Genomic DNA, 737 nt, shown 5'->3' on the forward strand with positions numbered 1-737 from the left:
GGGAATGGACACCTTTTCTGTCTTGTAATTGATCCGGTGGAGCGGATCTCTCTCGGAATGGTACATGGCGGTGGCGCTAGCCATCGGTGAGGGATAAAAGTTTTGTACCTGATCCGCCCTAAATCCGTTTTCTTTTAACCATAATGCCAAGTTCATCATATCGACATCGCGCGTGCCAGGGTGAGCTGATATGAAGTAAGGAATAAGGTATTGCTTTTTTCCGGCTTCGGCAGAATATTTTTCAAATAGTTCTTTAAAGCGATGATAAGTGCCCATGCCGGGTTTCATCATTTTTGATAAAGGGCCGCTCTCAGTATGTTCCGGTGCAATTTTCAGGTAGCCGCCTACATGGTGTGTAACAAGTTCCTTTATATATTCCGGGTCTTCTACTGCTAGGTCGTAGCGTAAGCCGGAAGCAATAAGTATGCGTTTAATTCCGGGTAGTGTTCTGGCGCGTCGGTATAGATTTGTTGTGGGCGAGTGGTCAGTAATCAGATTTTTGCAAATTGAAGGATAGACGCATGACAGTCGACGACAACTTGCATGAATTTCCTCTGAGCGACAATTCTGATGGTACATGTTTGCAGTAGGTCCGCCCAGATCAGAAATGGTGCCGGTGAAACCGGGTGTCATATCCCTGATTCGCTCAATCTCATGGATAACGGAATCTTCTGATCGACTCTGTATTACTCTGCCTTCATGTTCTGTGATCGAGCAGAATGAACAGCCACCAAAAC

General features: G+C 45.9%; 1 protein-coding gene. It reads right to left on the bottom strand.

Translation table 11 applies throughout. From position 1 onward, the window contains the following. On the bottom strand, window positions 1-737 hold a 737-nt coding region (locus tag A3763_RS01185; RefSeq protein ID WP_156494800.1), incomplete at both ends, for a DUF3362 domain-containing protein.

It is taken from the genome of Oleiphilus sp. HI0128, assembly GCF_001635365.1.